Origin of the sequence: Celeribacter indicus, assembly GCF_000819565.1 — a bacterium.
Lineage (GTDB): Bacteria > Pseudomonadota > Alphaproteobacteria > Rhodobacterales > Rhodobacteraceae > Celeribacter > Celeribacter indicus.
The window spans coordinates 1,731,633-1,744,415 of the sequence record NZ_CP004393.1 but is presented as its reverse complement, the minus strand read 5'-3'; the positions used below and the strand labels follow the sequence as shown (position 1 = coordinate 1,744,415).

The following is a 12,783-nucleotide window of genomic DNA, read 5'->3' as shown; positions in this document are numbered from 1 at the left end:
AAGGCCGCCTCCGAAAGGGGCGGCTTTCATCCTGCTGTCGGATCCGCGCCCTGCGCATATCGCGTAGACGCGCCCTGAATTTTTACGGGAAATTAAGAAAGTTCCGCTATCCTGCACCCCATGAGATTGCCACCGGGATGTCTCCATTGCGCCTGTCCAAAACGACGTTGCTCTGCGTTCTTTCCGTCCTGGTTTTTTCCGCATCACCGGCAAGGGCCGATTACGTGACGGTTCGCGAGAACATTGCGAACCCCAGGTTTCCGACACATATCGTCGGCGTCGCACCCCAGCCGAATTCGCACAGAACCGGCAGCCTGATCTTTCGCTGCGAAAACAACAGGACCGAAGCCTTTCTCAATTTCGACGGGGTGTATGGCCACAGGGGCACCCTGCGTGTCCGCTGGGCAGGGATGGACCGTGCCACCCGCATCGGGGCGGAGGACTCCACGACCGGCCAGGCGGCCTTCATTTCCAATCCGATCGCCTTCATCGCGCGGATGGTTGAGGAAGGCAGCGTCATTCTCGATGTCGAAGGCTATACCGCGCGCGGCACCGGTCAATACAGGCTGACAAAGACAGTCGATGCCATCTATGCCCTCGCAAGCACCTGTGAATGGGAGACACGCCTGCCCCCGCGCAAACTCGCCTCGGGGACCGGGCCACGTCCGGCTTCCGACCCCGCCGCCGCTCCGGCCGTCTCGGGACCGGAGAGATCTCCCCCGCCGCCCGCGGGAGACCGAAGAGAGATCATGTCGGAATTGGCCCTGCGGCTCTATTTCCGGGACCTGAAGCCCGAAGTGGAAAAATACGGCCTGGACCGCGTGAGCGAAATTCTCCGGGAAACCATGGTGAATTACGACTAGCTCCGTCCCAAAGACAAGGCACCCCCCGGCACTTTCCGGGGGGTGCCTTGTCTCGCGACATCCGGGGCTGTCAGAGCATCTCGACGCGGTAGCTCTCGATCACCGTGTTGGCCAGCAGCTTCTCGCACATCTCCGTGACCGTCGCCTCGCTCGTGCCCTCGGCGAGGTCGAGCTCGATCACCTTGCCCTGGCGCACGCCCTCGACCCCGTCGAAACCGAGGCTGCCGAGCGCGTGGCGCACCGCCTCGCCCTGCGGGTCGAGAACACCGTTTTTGAGCATGACGAAGACGCGGGCTTTCATGGGCGGTCCTTTTCCTGGGATCAGTTGATGAGCGTCGGCTTGTCGCCGATCGGGCCGTTGGTGGGCAGCACGCCGAGGCGGCGCGCCACTTCCGTATAGGCGTCCGTCAGGTTACCGAGATCGCGGCGGAACACGTCCTTGTCGAGCTTCTGCCCGCTCTCGATATCCCACAGCCGGCAGCTGTCGGGGGAAATCTCGTCGGCCACGATCAGCCGCATGTAGTCGCCGTCCCAGACCCGGCCGATCTCGATCTTGAAATCGACGAGCCGGATGCCGACGCCGTACATCACCCCCGAAAGATAGTCGTTCACCCGCAGCGCCAGCGCCACGATGTCGTCGAGATCCTGCTGCGACGCCCAGCCGAAGGCGATGATATATTCCTCGGGCACCAGCGGATCGCCCAGCGCGTCGTCCTTGTAGGAGAATTCGATGATCGGGCGCGGCAGGCGCATCCCCTCCTCGAGCCCCAGTCGCTTCGCCATCGACCCCGCCGCAAAGTTGCGCACGATCACCTCGAGCGGGATGATCTCGCACTGGCGGATGAGCTGTTCGCGCATGTTGAGGCGACGGATGAAATGGTTCGGAATGCCGAGATTGGTGAGCCCCGTCATGAAGAACTCGGACAGGCGGTTGTTGAGCACCCCCTTGCCCTCGATCGTGGCCTTCTTCTGCGCGTTGAAGGCGGTGGCGTCGTCCTTGAAATACTGGACGAGGGTTCCCGGTTCCGGGCCTTCGTAAAGCGTCTTCGCCTTGCCTTCGTAGATTTTCTTGCGGCGCGCCATGGAGCCTCCAATAGCTTCGGGGCCGGGAATCATCGCACCGGCCTTCTCAGATGCGCTCTTTAGGCCATGGGACCGCGCGGGGCAAGCATGCCGCACGGTCCGGCGCCCCGCGCCGCTCCCTCCCGCCCCGGCACGGGTGGAAAACCTCGCCCTCCGCTGACGATCTTCCTTGAAAATGAATGGCTAAAAACCCCATATTCGAATTGTGGCCTTATCGAGGAGGACCCTGCCATGACCACTTTCGACGATCGCGAATCCGCGTTCGAGACCAAATTCGCCCATGACGCGGCCATGGTGTTCAAGGCCGAGGTGCGCGCCGACCGCAAGCTCGCGCTCTGGGCCGCCGGAAAGCTCGGGAAATCCGCCCCGGAAACCGAAAGCTACACCGCGGAGGTGATCCGCGCCGACATGCAGGAAGCCGGTGCCGAAGATGTGATCCGCAAGGTCGCCGCCGATCTCGCGGGGATCGCGGAGGCCGAAGAGATCCGCGCACTCTATGCCCGCTACCTGTCAGAGGCGAAGGCCGAGCTCGCCGACGCCTGAGCCCGCCCCTCCCGACCGCCGCCCGAGAACGGCATCCCGGCCCGCGCCCTTGGCGCGGGCCTTGTTTTTTGTCCGGCACCCGGCTATCAGCCGCGCACCCCGCGGGCGGCGCCCGACTCACCCCGACTCGGGCGGAATTCGCGGCGGAATTAATCGAATATTGGCAAAACGGTCCTATGGCTCAGGCAAGACCCCGCATGCGCGCCGGACGCAGACCCGCGCGCCCCGCCCGCGAAGGAGAGCCGCCCGCCATGCGTCACGGCGCTTTCGACATCGAGACCGCGCTCCCCCTGCCCGACGGCGGGCCGGAGGAGACCGGCGCGAACCGCCCCCTGCCGCCGGAGGACCCGCCGCGGCAGACCGACCGGGCGCGGCTGCGCGCGCTCCTCGGCAAGCAGGCGCTGCCCCTCGGGCTCACCCTGATCGTGGTCTGGCTGGTGGGGGAGAAGGCCGCGCATCTCGACATGGCGGCCGTGGGCGCGACGATCGCCACGCTGCGCCCGGCGCAATGGGTGCTCGCGCTCCTGGCGACCGCCGGCTCCTTCTGGGCGGTCGGGCATTACGACCGCGTGCTCCACGCCCAGCTCGGCACCGGGATCGCCGCCGGCGCGGCGCGGCGCACCGGCGTGATCGCCATCGCCCTGTCCCAGGTGCTCGGCTTCGGCGCGCTCACCGGCACGCTGGTGCGCTGGCGCATGCTGCCGGAACTGACGCTGTGGCAGGCCGCGCGGCTCTCCGCCGCGGTCGCCCTCTCCTTCCTCGCCGGCTGGGCCGTCGTCGCGGCCCTCGCCGTCCTGATCTTCCGCCCCGACCACCCCTGGATGATGCCGCTCGCGACCGGCGCGATCCTGCTGGCCGGGACGCTCACCGCCCTGTCCGTCTACCCGCCGGGACCGCTCGTGCGCCTGCCCTGGCCGTCGCTGCGCACCATCGCGACCGTCGTCGGGCTCACCGCGCTCGACACCCTCTGCGCCGCCCTCGCGCTCTATGCGCTGCTGCCGCAGGATCTCGCCCTGGCGGCGGGACAGGTGATCTCCGCCTACCTCTTCTCCCTCGGGGCGGGGCTCGTCGGCGCGACGCCCGGCGGCTTCGGCCCGTTCGAGGCGGCCTTCGCCGCCCTCCTGCCCTCGGTCGACATCGAGACGCTGATCGGCGCTGTCCTCGCCTTCCGCCTCGTCTATTACCTGCTGCCCGCCCTGCTCTGCGGCCTGCTGCTGCTGCGCGGGCCGCGCCGCTGCAACCTGTCGCGCGCCCCGCGCCTCGTGAAGGCCCCGCCCTCGCCGCGCCTGCCGGCGGAGATGGAGCGCCAGCTCTTCGCCGCCCCCCGCGCGGAGGCCAACCTGCTGCGCACCCGCGACTTCTCCCTGCTCACGGCGCGCAACGGCAGGCCGCTCGGCCTCGTCGCGCCGATCGGGCAATCGCTCGTGATGCTTTCCGACCCGCTCGTCGCGCGCACCTGCCCCTCCGCCGCGCGCGGGGCGCTGAGCGGGGCCGCGGCCCAACGCTACCGCATGCCCGCGATCTACAAATGCGGCGCCCGCATGGCGGCAAGCGCCCGGCGCGCCGGCTGGCGCGTGCTGCCCGTGGCAGAGGAGGCCTGGCTCGTGCCCGGCACCTTCAGCCTCGAGGGCAGCAACCGGCGGCAACTGCGCCGGCTCCTCGGCAAGGCCGCCGCCGCCGGCCTGACCGTCCGCGAGGCGCCGCACCCGCTGCCGCTCGCGGAGATGGATCGCGTCGCCGCCGAATGGCGCGGCCTGCGCGGCCGGGAGCGCGGCTTTTCCATGGGCACCTACGAGCGCGCCTATGTCTCCTGCCAGCGGATCTTCCTCGCCTTCCTCGGCCCGGATCTCGTCGGCTTCGTCACCCTGCACGAGACCCGCAGCGAGATGACGCTCGACCTGATGCGCACCGGCCGCGCCGCCCCCGACGGCACCGTGCAGGCGCTCATCGTCGCCGCGATCGGGGCCGCCGCGCGCCAGTCCTGCCCGCGCCTTTCCCTCGCCGCCGTGCCCTGGCAGGGCACCGATGCCAATCCGCTCCTGCGCCGGCTGCGCGCGATCTTCCTCAGGCGATCCGGCGCCGCCGGGCTGCGCCGGTTCAAGGCGGCCTTCGATCCGCGCTGGGAAACGCTCTACCTCGCCGCGCCCTCGCGCCTCGCCCTGACGATCGCGGCCATGGACATCCTGCGCCGCGTCACCGCCCCGCCGCGCCGCCCGACCTCCAACCTGATGAAGGCATCGCGCCTCGCGACCCACCGGCCGTTGCGGATCTTCCGGCGGCAGCCACGCTAGGCCACGGCCCGCCGGCGCGCGCCATTGCGCCTGCGCCTCATGATCTTTATGACCTCATTGAATTTGATAAATCCCCGCAGGTCTGGCAAGGACGGGAAAGCCCACCCGGCCGGACCGTGCGGCGATCCCCGAGGCTCCCCTCGACACGCCGCCGCCACCCCCCGTGGCAGGCAACCGGACAAAGGACGAATGACGCGATGAGTGATGCGCTGACGAAACTGCTCGAAACCCGCGACTGGCTGATGACCGACGGCGCGACGGGCACCACCCTGTTCAACATGGGCCTGTCCTCGGGCGATGCGCCGGAGCTGTGGAACACCGACAGGCCCGACAACATCACCGCACTCTACCAGGGCGCGGTGGACGCCGGCTCCGACATCTTCCTCACCAATTCCTTCGGCGGCTCCGCCTCCCGGCTGAAGCTGCACAACGCGCAGGACCGCGTCTTCGAACTCAACCGGGCCGCCGCGGAAATCGGCCGCGAGGTCGCCGACAGGGCGGGTCGCCCGGTGATCGTCGCGGGCTCCATGGGCCCCACGGGCGAGATCATGGAACCGATGGGGCCGCTCTCCTATGCGAGCGCCGTGGAGATGTTCCACGAACAGGCCGAGGGGCTGAAGGCCGGCGGCGCCGATGTCGCCTGGATCGAGACGATCTCCGCCCCCGAGGAATACAGGGCCGCCGCCGAGGGCGCCGCGAAGGCGGGGCTCGCCTGGGTCGGCACGATGAGCTTCGACACCGCCGGGCGCACGATGATGGGCGTGACCTCTGCCCAGCTCGCCGACATGGTCGAGAAGATGCCGGTGCCCCCCGTCGCCTATGGCGCGAATTGCGGCACCGGCTCCTCCGACCTGCTGCGCACCGTGCTGGGCTTTGCCGCACAGGGCCACGAACGCCCGATCGTCGCCAAGGGAAATGCGGGCATTCCGCGCTACGTCGACGGGCATATCCATTACGACGGCACGCCCGAGCTGATGGCCGACTACGCCTGCATGGCCCGCGATTCCGGCGCGCGGATCATCGGCGGCTGCTGCGGCACGACGCCCGACCACCTGCGCGCGATGAAGGAGGCGCTCGAAACCCGCCCCCGCGGCCCGCGCCCGACGCTCGAACAGATCGCCGAGAAACTCGGCGGCTTCTCCTCCGCCTCCGACGGCACCGACGACAAGGGGCCCGCGAAACGCGAACGCTCCGGGCGTCGCCGGCGCGGCTGATGCCATGCGGTGTCTCCGGTCAGAACAGGCTGAGCTGGTCGCCCGGCCTGGGCGGCACGGCAAAGAGATCCGTCCGCAGCGGCGGCATCTTCCGCGCCAGCCCGCTGCGCGCGAGCGCGATGTCGAAGCGTCTGGCCATGAGCTCCGCCCATTCGCCCTCCCCCGTCATCCGCTTGCCCCAGCGGCTGTCATAGACCTCGCCGCCGTGCAGCTCGCGCATCCGCTTCATCACGCGGCCGGCGCGGTCGGGCACATGGGCGGCGAGCCACTCCTCGAACAGCGGCGCCACCTCCCGCGGCAGGCGCAGCATGATGTAGCCCGCCGCCCGCGCCCCGTGCTGGGCGGCGGCGGCGAGGATCGCCTCGAGCTCGTGATCGGTGAGCGCGGGGATCATCGGCGCCGCCATGACCCGCACCGGGATGCCCGCCTCGCTCAGGGCCCGGATCGTCTTCAGCCGGCGCGCCGGCGCGGGCGCGCGCGGCTCCATCTGGCGCGACAGGCGCGAGCCGAGCGAGGTCACGGACATCCCGACGCTCGCCAGACCCTTCGCCGCCATCGGCCGCAACAGGTCGATGTCGCGCTCGATCAGCGTGCCCTTGGTGGTGATCGTCACCGGGTGGTTGTGATCGCGCAGCACCTCGAGGATCGCGCGCATGATCCGGTCGCGCGCCTCGATCGGCTGGTAGGGGTCGGTGTTGGTGCCGATGGCGATCGGCGCGACCTCGTAGCTTTTCGCGGCCAGTTCGCGCGCCAGCACCTCCGCCGCGCCGAGCTTGCGCGTCAGCCGCGTCTCGAAATCCAGCCCCGGCGAGAGGCCGAGATAGGCATGGCTGGGACGGGCGAAGCAATAGCTGCACCCGTGCTCGCAGCCGCGATAGGGATTGACCGAGCGGTCGAAGGGAATGTCGGGACTGTCGTTGCGGGTGATGACTTTCTTCGGGCGCTCGTCCACGGTGGTGGTGCCGAGCGTGCGCGCCTCCGCCTCGCTGTCCCAGCCGTCGAGAAAGGTCTCCCGCGCCAGCCGCTCGAACCGGCCGGCGGCGTTGGACCGGCTGCCCCGCGCCTTCGGCACGAGGCCGAGCGGGAGGGTGTCGGAGAAGAATGTGGATTCGCGGCTCATGCCGCAAGACTAGAACAAAGTGAGAACATTTGCCAAGAGCGCAAAGAGGCTCGCGAGGCAAAGACCTGCCTGATGAAAGGAAACGCGCATGTCTGAGGAAGACGACGATCTGATCCTCTCCGAGCTCGACGACGGGGAACTGACCGAACAGATGATGGACGATCTCTACGACGGGCTGAAGCCGGAGATCGAGGAGGCGGTGCAGATCCTGCTCGAACGAGGCTGGACGCCCTATGACATCCTGACGAAATCCCTCGTCGCCGGAATGCAGATCGTCGGCGACGATTTCCGCGACGGCATCCTCTTCGTCCCCGAGGTGCTGCGCGCCGCCCAGGCGATGAAGGGCGGCATGGCGATCCTGAAGCCGCTGCTCGTCGAGACCGGCGCGCCGAAGATGGGCAAGATGGTGATCGGCACAGTGAAGGGCGACATCCACGACATCGGCAAGAACCTCGTCGCGATGATGATGGAGGGCGCGGGCTTCGAGATCATCGACCTCGGGATCAACACCGAGGCGGAGAATTACATCGGCACGGCCGAACGCGAGGGCGCGGACATCATCGGCATGTCGGCGCTGCTGACCACGACCATGCCCTACATGAAGACGGTGATCGAAAGCCTCGATGCCCAGGGGCTGCGCGACAAGTATATCGTGCTCTGCGGCGGCGCGCCGCTCAACGAGGAATTCGGCCGCGCCATCGGCGCCGATGCCTATTGCGACGATGCCGCCATCGCCGTGGAAACCGCCAAGCGGCTGATCCACGCGCGGCACAACCGGGCGTGAGCCGGCCGGCCCGCCTCACCGACACGGCCCTGCGCGACCGCGGCCTCGGCACCACCGGCGCGGGCCGGACGCTCGTCATCGCCTGCGGCGCGCTGGCGCGCGAGGTGCTGGCGCTCATCGAGGCGAACCGGCTCGACCACCTGAGCCTCACCTGCCTGCCCGCGATCCTGCACAACACGCCCGCGAAGATCCCCGAGGCGGTCGAGCGCGCCATCCGCGAGCACCGCGCAGAGTACGACCGCATCCTCGTCGCCTATGGCGATTGCGGCACCGGCGGCGGGCTCCGGGCGCTCTGCGACCGGCTCGGCGTCGACATGATCGAGGCGCCGCATTGCTATGCCTTCTTCGACGGAACCGCGGCCTTCGCCGCGCGCGCGGAGGCGACGAGCTTCTATCTCACCGATTTCCTCGCGCGCCAGTTCGATGCCTTCGTCTGGACACCGCTCGGCCTCGACCGCTACCCCGAGCTGCGCGAGATCTATTTCGGCAATTACGAAACCCTCGTCTACCTCGCCCAGACCGAGGATCCCGCGCTCACGGAAACCGCGCGCGCCTGCGCCGACCGGCTCGGCCTCGCCTTCGAACGGCGCTTCACCGGATATGGCGATCTCGGCGGCTTCCTCGGCGCCTGACCGGCCCCGGCTTTTTGCTGCCCGAAATACTCACCGGCGCAACGGTCACGCCGCCGCGCGTTTCGCGGTCTCGCGGATCCGCTGCACCATCGCCCGCAGCCCGTTCGAGCGCTGCGAGGACAGATGCTCGTCGAGCCCCAGCCGCGCCAGCTCCGCCTGGGCGTCCACCGCAAGCACCTCGTCGAGCGGCCGGCCGGCATAGAGCGCGTGCAGCACCGCGATCAGCCCCTGCACGATCATCGCGTCGGAGGCGCCCTCGAACTCGAACCGCCCGTCCTCGACGGTCGGCACCAGCCAGACCTGCGAGGCGCAGCCCTCCACCTTCGTCGCCGGAACCTTCAGCGCCTCGTCGAGCGGCGGAAAGGCCTTGCCCATCTCGATCACATGGCGATAGCGGTCCTCCCAGTCGTCGAGGAATTCGAAGGTCTCGACGATCTCTTCAAACTGTTCGCGGGCCATCTCCACCTCCATGGGCTGTCGGGCCCCTGCATACGCCCTCGCCCCGGAAAGGTCCAGCGCCGCCCCTTTTCAAGCCCCCGCTTTTCGGTTAGCCCTTTGGCAAGGAAATCGTGAGGGAGAGGCCGATGCGGCGTCAGGTGGTAATCTCGGGTCTGGTTCTGGCGCTGCTCGCGGGCTGCGCCACGGTGCGCGAGTCCCGGATCAACCCGGTCAACTGGTTCGGCCCCTCCGAGGCGGTGGCCGTGAGCGACACCGGCGCCGCCATCCTGCCGACGCTCGCCCCGCGCCGCGGCTATCCCCATTTCGTCGACACCCGCCCGCTCGCCCCCGCGATCTCGGACGTCTCCGTGTCCCGCTCGGCCTCCGGGGCCATCGTCACGGCGACGGCCTCCCTGCCCGCCGCGGGCTATTTCGACGCCGAACTCGTGCGCGTCCCCTCCGCCGCCCCCGGCACGCTCAGCTTCGAATTCCGCCTGCGCCCGCCGCCGGGCCCGGCCCGGACCGGCACCGCCCCGCAGCGGCAGATCACCGCCGCGGCCTCCCTGTCGACGGCGGAGCTCGCGCAGGCCGGCACCATCGTCGTGATCGGCGCGGAGGGCGCGCGGCAGGTCCGCCGCTGAGCCGCGCCCGCCCCCTTTGACATCCGCGCGGCGGCGCGCCATCGTGCGGCCCGACGACCAGGCGAAAGGCGCGCACATGCCCGATGTCCCCCGCAGGATCATCATCGACACCGACCCCGGCCAGGACGACGCCATGGCGATCCTCCTCGCGCTCGGCTCGCCGGAGGAGATCGACCTTTTGGGCATCGTCGCCGTGGCCGGCAACGTGCCGCTGGCGCGCACGGCGGAGAATGCGCGCAAGGTCTGCGAACTCGCCGGACGCCCGGATGTGAAGGTCTTTGCCGGATGCGACCGCCCGCTCGCCCATGCGCTCGTGACGGCGGAGCATGTCCACGGCAAGACCGGGCTCGACGGGATCGAGCTGCCGCCGCCGCGCATGCCGCTCCAGGACCGGCACGGGGTCGATTTCATCGTCGAGACGCTGCGCCGGGAACCGCCCGGCACGGTGACGCTCTGCGCGCTCGGCCCGCTCACGAACCTCGCCACGGCCTTCAGCCGCGCCCCCGACATCGTGGACCGCGTCGAGGAGGTCGTGCTGATGGGCGGGGCCTATTTCGAAGTGGGCAACATCACGCCCGCCGCCGAGTTCAACATCTATGTCGACCCGGAAGCCGCGGAGATCGTGTTCGGATCGGGCGTGAAACTCACGGTGATGCCGCTCGACATGACGCACAAGGTGCTGGTCACGGCGGAGCGGCTGCGGGCCTTCCGCGACTTCGGCACCCGGCTCGGGGAGGCCATCGCAGGCTGGCTCGATTTCTTCGAACGGTTCGACGTGGAGAAATACGGCTCCGTCGGCGGCCCGCTCCACGACCCGACGGTGATCGCCTATCTGATCCGCCCGGAGCTGTTTTCCGGCCGCTTCGTCAACGTGGAGATCGAGACGCGCTCCGCCCTCACCCGCGGCATGACGGTGGCGGACTGGTGGGGGGTGACCGACCGTCCGGCGAACGCGATGTTCATGGGCGACGCCGATGCAGAGGGCTTTTTCGCGCTGCTGACCGAGCGCGTGCGGCGGCTCGGGTGAGCCTCCGGCGGGAGTATTTTTGCCACAAAGGAGACGGGGGCTAGATCAGCGTCATGGCCGAGTTCGACAATTCCTATGCCCGCCTGCCCGAGCGGTTCTACACGCGGATCGCCCCCGAGCCGGTGCCCGCGCCCGAGATCGTGCTGCGCAACGACGCGCTCGCGGCGTCGCTCGGGGTCGCGGACTGGGGGGCGGAGGTCTTTGCCGGCAACGCGGTCCCCGGCGGCGCGACCCCGCTCGCGCAGGCCTATGCCGGCCACCAGTTCGGCGGCTGGTCGCCGCAGCTCGGCGACGGGCGCGCGGTGCTGCTGGGCGAGGTGGCGACGGAGGCGGGGCGCTTCGACATCCATCTCAAGGGCGCGGGCCCCACGCCCTATTCGCGCGGCGGCGACGGGCGGGCCTGGATCGGGCCGGTGCTGCGCGAATTCCTCGTGAGCGAGTTCATGCATGCCGCCGGGGTGCCGACGACGCGGGCGCTGGCGGCGGTGCGCACCGGGATGACGGTGCGGCGCGAACGGGATTATCCCGGCGCGGTGCTGACGCGCGTGGCCGCCTCCCATATCCGCGTCGGCACCTTCCAGTATTTCACCGCCCGCGGCGACACGGAGGCGGTGGAGATCCTCGCCGACCACGTCCGGGCGCGGCACTTTCCCGAGGCGGAGGGGGTGTGCGGCCTCTATCGCGCGATGATCGCGGCGCAGGCGCGGCTGATCGCGCGCTGGATGGGGCTCGGCTTCGTCCACGGGGTGATGAACACGGACAACATGGCCGTGTCGGGCGAGACGATAGATTACGGCCCCTGCGCCTTCATCGACGGCTACAGCCCGGCGGCCTGCTACAGTTCCATCGACCGCTTCGGGCGCTATGCCTATGAGCAGCAGCCGACGATCGCGCATTGGAACCTCGCCCAGCTCGGATCCTGCCTCGTGCCGCTGGCGGAGCGCGAGCTGGGATCGGAGGCGGCGGCGGTGGCGGCCCTGACGCAGGAGCTCGAGGCGTTTCCCGACCTCTACCAGGCGCAATGGATCGCCGTCTTCGGCGCCAAGCTCGGGATCGCGGAGCCGGGGCATGAGGATGTCGCCCTGGTGCAGGACCTGCTCGGGCTGATGGCGCGCGACGGGGCGGATTTCACCAACACGTTCCGCGGCCTCGTGGACGGCAGCGCGCGCGACTGGATGCTCGACCGCGAGGCCTTCGACGCCTGGCAGGCACGGTGGGAGAGGCGCCGCTCGGCAGAGGCCGCGGCGGCGATGGCACAGGCCAATCCCGCGGTGATCCCGCGCAACCACCGCATCGAGGAGGCGATCGCGGCGAGCCTCGAGGGCGACGACGGCAAGGCCCGCCGCCTCGCGCGCGTGCTGCTGCGACCCTTCGATCTGGCCGGGGACGACCGCGACCTGGCGGTGCCGCCCCGCGAGGAGGAGCGCGTCACCCGCACCTTCTGCGGCACCTGACGCCGCCGCGGCTCAGCGGAACTTCTCGAAGAACCGCTCGTTGCGGTCGATGAAATCGCGCAGCACGCCGGAGAAGGGCGCGCCGGTCTTGCGCGCCATGTAGATCGTGCCGCAGGTCGCGCCGACGAGCCCGCCGCCGGCGTCCACGATCAGGTCCCACATCGTGTCCTGGAGCCCGGATTTCTGCATGTTCATGCCGAAGGTCTGGTCCATCGCATATTCGAAGATCTCCCATAGCGCGCCGATCGTCATCGCGAAGCAGAAGGCGAAGAGGCCGATGCCCCAGGGCGGCGCGGCATAGCGGTCGCCCTGGACGAGCATGAAGATCGCGAGAAAGCCGATCAGGCCGAAGCCGACGGCGGAGCCGCCGTGCAGGATCACGTCCCACCACCAGTAGCGTTCGTAGAAATCCCCGACCTCCCCGAGGAAGATCGTCGCGAAGATGAAGAGCACGATCGCGGTCATGAAGCTCGGCGGCACGTAGATGTGGAACCGGCTCGCGAAGACCATCGGCAGGAGCGTGAGCCCGAAGGTGCCGAGCGCCACGAAGGACGAGACGTAGCGGCCGGACACGAGGCTCGCGACCAGTTCCACGATCAGCGCGACCCAGACGAGTCGCATGATGAGCGGTTGCTTGCGGGCTTTTTCCATGATCCGGTGCATCGGTCTTCCTGTCTCTGATCCTGCGGCCGG

The 12,783-nt window shown here is 69.3% G+C and carries 14 protein-coding genes; 9 read left to right on the top strand and 5 right to left on the bottom strand.

All coding sequences use genetic code 11. From position 1 onward, the window contains the following. Window positions 1-224: 224 nt before the first annotated feature. The gene (locus P73_RS08800; protein ID WP_043869326.1) at window positions 225-863 is read left to right on the top strand and encodes a hypothetical protein; all 639 of its coding nucleotides are present in this window, start codon (window positions 225-227) and stop codon (window positions 861-863) included. 70 nt (window positions 864-933) lie between these two features. Here P73_RS08800 and purS read toward each other — a convergent pair whose 3' ends face one another. Together purS and purC are read right to left on the bottom strand one after the other, a co-directional pair. Then, window positions 934-1,164: a phosphoribosylformylglycinamidine synthase subunit PurS gene (gene purS, locus P73_RS08795; protein ID WP_043869325.1), complete on the bottom strand. Its 231-nt coding sequence runs from the start codon at window positions 1,162-1,164 to the stop codon at window positions 934-936. A 20-nt stretch (window positions 1,165-1,184) separates the two neighbouring features. Next, window positions 1,185-1,946: a phosphoribosylaminoimidazolesuccinocarboxamide synthase gene (gene purC / locus P73_RS08790; RefSeq protein WP_043869324.1), complete on the bottom strand. Its 762-nt coding sequence runs from the start codon at window positions 1,944-1,946 to the stop codon at window positions 1,185-1,187. 231 nt (window positions 1,947-2,177) lie between these two features. Between purC and P73_RS08785 the strand changes: the two genes are divergently transcribed. The 3 genes from P73_RS08785 (at window position 2,178) to bmt (ending at window position 5,994) form a co-directional block, all read left to right on the top strand. After that, on the top strand, window positions 2,178-2,489 hold the full coding sequence (locus P73_RS08785) for a DUF1476 domain-containing protein (protein ID WP_043869323.1): 312 nt from the start codon (window positions 2,178-2,180) through the stop codon (window positions 2,487-2,489). A 251-nt stretch (window positions 2,490-2,740) separates the two neighbouring features. After that, the gene (locus P73_RS08780) at window positions 2,741-4,780 is read left to right on the top strand and encodes a phosphatidylglycerol lysyltransferase domain-containing protein (RefSeq protein WP_052453128.1); all 2,040 of its coding nucleotides are present in this window, start codon (window positions 2,741-2,743) and stop codon (window positions 4,778-4,780) included. A 197-nt stretch (window positions 4,781-4,977) separates the two neighbouring features. After that, window positions 4,978-5,994: a betaine--homocysteine S-methyltransferase gene (bmt, locus tag P73_RS08775; protein WP_043869322.1), complete on the top strand. Its 1,017-nt coding sequence runs from the start codon at window positions 4,978-4,980 to the stop codon at window positions 5,992-5,994. 19 nt (window positions 5,995-6,013) lie between these two features. On the opposite strand, the gene P73_RS08770 is transcribed toward bmt, so the two are convergent. Further along, window positions 6,014-7,114 carry a PA0069 family radical SAM protein gene (locus P73_RS08770; RefSeq protein ID WP_043869321.1) on the bottom strand — a complete coding sequence of 367 codons (1,101 nt, stop codon included), beginning with the start codon at window positions 7,112-7,114 and terminating at the stop codon, window positions 6,014-6,016. Between the two features lie 88 nt (window positions 7,115-7,202). On the opposite strand from P73_RS08770, the gene P73_RS08765 reads away from it, so the two are divergent. Continuing rightward, entirely contained in the window at window positions 7,203-7,898 is a 696-nt protein-coding gene (locus tag P73_RS08765) for a corrinoid protein (RefSeq protein WP_043869320.1), read from the top strand. Then, entirely contained in the window at window positions 7,895-8,530 is a 636-nt protein-coding gene (locus P73_RS08760) for a DUF1638 domain-containing protein (protein WP_052453127.1), read from the top strand. The genes P73_RS08765 and P73_RS08760 overlap by 4 nt, the downstream gene beginning before the upstream one ends. A gap of 45 nt (window positions 8,531-8,575) precedes the next feature. Here P73_RS08760 and P73_RS08755 read toward each other — a convergent pair whose 3' ends face one another. Beyond that, window positions 8,576-8,989 (bottom strand): SufE family protein, encoded by a 414-nt coding sequence (locus tag P73_RS08755; RefSeq protein ID WP_043871532.1) that lies wholly within the window; start codon window positions 8,987-8,989, stop codon window positions 8,576-8,578. Window positions 8,990-9,114: 125 nt separating this feature from the next. Here P73_RS08755 and P73_RS08750 point away from each other — a divergent pair, with 125 nt between their 5' ends. The 3 genes from P73_RS08750 (at window position 9,115) to P73_RS08740 (ending at window position 12,090) form a co-directional block, all read left to right on the top strand. Then, window positions 9,115-9,609 (top strand): hypothetical protein, encoded by a 495-nt coding sequence (locus tag P73_RS08750; RefSeq protein WP_052453126.1) that lies wholly within the window; start codon window positions 9,115-9,117, stop codon window positions 9,607-9,609. Between the two features lie 76 nt (window positions 9,610-9,685). Then, window positions 9,686-10,636: a nucleoside hydrolase gene (locus P73_RS08745; protein WP_043869319.1), complete on the top strand. Its 951-nt coding sequence runs from the start codon at window positions 9,686-9,688 to the stop codon at window positions 10,634-10,636. Window positions 10,637-10,689: 53 nt separating this feature from the next. After that, a complete protein-coding gene (locus P73_RS08740) occupies window positions 10,690-12,090 on the top strand; it encodes a protein adenylyltransferase SelO (RefSeq protein WP_043869318.1) in 1,401 nt (466 codons plus the stop codon). A 12-nt stretch (window positions 12,091-12,102) separates the two neighbouring features. Here P73_RS08740 and P73_RS08735 read toward each other — a convergent pair whose 3' ends face one another. Next, window positions 12,103-12,753 (bottom strand): DUF2238 domain-containing protein, encoded by a 651-nt coding sequence (locus P73_RS08735; protein WP_052453125.1) that lies wholly within the window; start codon window positions 12,751-12,753, stop codon window positions 12,103-12,105. Window positions 12,754-12,783: the final 30 nt, after the last annotated feature.

Excerpts from the sequence above, each read along its gene's own strand:
- P73_RS08780 (WP_052453128.1), top strand. The coding sequence starts at position 2,741 with ATGCGTCACGGCGCTTTCGACATCGAGACCGCGCTCCCCCTGCCCGAC.
- P73_RS08735 (WP_052453125.1), bottom strand. The coding sequence starts at position 12,753 with ATGCACCGGATCATGGAAAAAGCCCGCAAGCAACCGCTCATCATGCGA.
- bmt (WP_043869322.1), top strand. The coding sequence starts at position 4,978 with ATGAGTGATGCGCTGACGAAACTGCTCGAAACCCGCGACTGGCTGATG.
- P73_RS08750 (WP_052453126.1), top strand. The coding sequence starts at position 9,115 with ATGCGGCGTCAGGTGGTAATCTCGGGTCTGGTTCTGGCGCTGCTCGCG.
- P73_RS08785 (WP_043869323.1), top strand. The coding sequence starts at position 2,178 with ATGACCACTTTCGACGATCGCGAATCCGCGTTCGAGACCAAATTCGCC.
- P73_RS08740 (WP_043869318.1), top strand. The coding sequence starts at position 10,690 with ATGGCCGAGTTCGACAATTCCTATGCCCGCCTGCCCGAGCGGTTCTAC.
- P73_RS08755 (WP_043871532.1), bottom strand. The coding sequence starts at position 8,989 with ATGGCCCGCGAACAGTTTGAAGAGATCGTCGAGACCTTCGAATTCCTC.
- P73_RS08745 (WP_043869319.1), top strand. The coding sequence starts at position 9,686 with ATGCCCGATGTCCCCCGCAGGATCATCATCGACACCGACCCCGGCCAG.
- purS (WP_043869325.1), bottom strand. The coding sequence starts at position 1,164 with ATGAAAGCCCGCGTCTTCGTCATGCTCAAAAACGGTGTTCTCGACCCG.
- P73_RS08765 (WP_043869320.1), top strand. The coding sequence starts at position 7,203 with ATGTCTGAGGAAGACGACGATCTGATCCTCTCCGAGCTCGACGACGGG.
- P73_RS08770 (WP_043869321.1), bottom strand. The coding sequence starts at position 7,114 with ATGAGCCGCGAATCCACATTCTTCTCCGACACCCTCCCGCTCGGCCTC.
- purC (WP_043869324.1), bottom strand. The coding sequence starts at position 1,946 with ATGGCGCGCCGCAAGAAAATCTACGAAGGCAAGGCGAAGACGCTTTAC.